This is a genomic window from Halomonas sp. ATBC28 (assembly GCF_005937175.1).
GTDB lineage: Bacteria > Pseudomonadota > Gammaproteobacteria > Pseudomonadales > Halomonadaceae > Vreelandella > Vreelandella titanicae.
The window spans coordinates 1-1,910 of record NZ_VCQL01000053.1 but is presented as its reverse complement, the minus strand read 5'-3'; the positions used below and the strand labels follow the sequence as shown (position 1 = coordinate 1,910).

Genomic DNA, 1,910 nt, shown 5'->3' with positions numbered 1-1,910 from the left:
GGGTCATGCAGACCGTAATGGTGATTCACCAGCGTCTGCCAGGCATCAATTCTCGGCCTGTCTGCCCGGTCGTAGTACGGCTGGAGGCGTTTTCCGGTCTGTAGCTCCATGTTCGGAATGACAAAATTCAGCTCAAGCCGTCCCTTGTCCTGGTGCTCCACCCACAGGATGCTGTACTGATTTTTCTCGAGACCGGGCATCAGTACACGCTCAAAGCTCGCCATCACTTTTTCACGCCCTCCAGGCGGCAGCTCCTTCTCCGCGAACGACAGAACACCTGACGTGTATTTCTTCGCAAATGGCGTGGCATCGATGAGTTCCCGGACCTCTTCCGGATTCCCCTGAAGCACCGTTGCCCCTTCCCGGTTACGCTCCCTTCCCAGCAGGTAATCAACCGGACCACTGCCACCACCTTTTCCCCTGGCATGAAACTTAACTATCATCCCGCGCCCCCTGTTCCCTGACCGCCAGACGCAGCCGGCGCAGCTCATCCCCGATGGCCATCAGTGCGGCCACCACCTGAACCCGGTCACCGGAAGACCACTGCCCGCTGTTCACCTTCCTCGCTGTCTGGTTAAGGTTATTCCCGATGGCGGCCAGCTGACACAGTAACGGCGGTGCCAGTGTCGGCAGCTTCCCGGAACGGGCAACCGGCTCACCCAGGCAGACCCGCCGCATCCATACCGCCAGTTGTTTACCCTCACAGCGTTCCAGTAACCGGGCATGTTCATCATCAGTAACCCGTATCGTGAGCATCCTCTCGCGTTTCATCGGTATCATTACCCCCATGAACAGAACCCCCCCTTACACGGAGGCATCAGTGACCAAACAGGAAAAAACCGCCCTTAACATGGCCCGCTTCATCAGAGGCCAGACATTAACGCTGCTGGAGAAGCTCAACGAACTGGACGCGGATGAACAGGCAGACATCTGTGAATCGCTTCACGACCACGCCGATGAGCTTTACCGCAGTTGCCTCGCACGCTTCGGGGATGACGGTGAAAACCGCTGACACATGCAGCTCCCGGAGACGGTCACAGCTTGTCTGTGAGCGGATGCCGGGAGCAGACAAGCCCGCCAGGGCGCGTCAGGCCGTTGACCTTTGGGGTGTCGGGGCGAAGCCCTGACCCAGTCACGTAGCGATAGCGGAGTGTATACTGGCTTAACCATTCGGCATCAGTGCGGATTGTATGAAAAGTGCGCCATGTCCGGTGTGAAATGCCGCACAGATGCGTAAGGAGAAAATGCCAGTTCAGGCGCTCTTCCGCTTCCTCGCTCACTGACTCGCTACGCTCGGTCGTTCGGCTGCGGCGAGCGGACTCTCCTTTCTCAAAAACGCTAACCCTGTTATCCACAGAACCCGGGGATAAACCAAGAAAGAACATGTGCGCAAAAAACGAAACCCCGGGAAAGGCCGCGCCGGAGGCGCTTTTTCCATAGGCTCCGCCCCCCTGACGGACTTCACAAAACAGACACTTTTTCGGTGCATCTGTGGGAGCCTTGCGGCTCAACCATGAAATCCGCCAGCGGTGGCGAAACCCGACGTGGCTTAAAGATCATCACCGTTTCCGGTGAATCGCTCCCTCCTGCGCCCCCACGTTCCCGCCATATCGATTACCGGATACCTTTTCCGCCTTTCTCCCTTACGGGACACGTGGCGCTTTCTCATAGCTCACGTCTTCTGGTATCTCGGGGCGACTTAGGCAGTTCGCTCCGGGCTGGGCTGTATGCAGGAACCCCCCGTTCAGCCCGACTGCTGCGCCTTCTCCGGTAACTGTTCTCTTGGGTCCAACCCGGAAAAGACACCACAAAGCGCCACTGGCAGCAGCCATTGGTAAAAGTCATGTGCGAGATATTTAGAGAGTACTTGAAGTGGCTGCCGGAGTGCGGCTACACTAGAAGAACAATTT

The 1,910-nt window shown here is 57.5% G+C and carries 3 protein-coding genes; 1 reads left to right on the top strand and 2 read right to left on the bottom strand.

Annotated elements, in window-relative coordinates; translation table 11 throughout:
* The coding region (locus E0L35_RS25210; protein ID WP_171051233.1) for a relaxase/mobilization nuclease domain-containing protein at positions 1-443 on the bottom strand (443 nt) is incomplete at its 3' end.
* On the bottom strand, positions 433-756 hold the full coding sequence (locus tag E0L35_RS25205; protein ID WP_046072959.1) for a MobC family plasmid mobilization relaxosome protein: 324 nt from the start codon (positions 754-756) through the stop codon (positions 433-435). The genes E0L35_RS25205 and E0L35_RS25210, both read right to left, overlap by 11 nt.
* Before the next feature lie 64 nt (positions 757-820).
* Here E0L35_RS25205 and E0L35_RS25200 point away from each other — a divergent pair, with 64 nt between their 5' ends.
* Entirely contained in the window at positions 821-1,012 is a 192-nt protein-coding gene (locus E0L35_RS25200) for a Rop family plasmid primer RNA-binding protein (protein WP_000165975.1), read from the top strand.
* Positions 1,013-1,910 lie beyond the last annotated feature (898 nt).

What these genes read in the sequence shown, in the direction of transcription:
- E0L35_RS25205 (WP_046072959.1), bottom strand. Translation starts at nt 756, where the DNA reads ATGCTCACGATACGGGTTACTGATGATGAACATGCCCGGTTACTGGAA.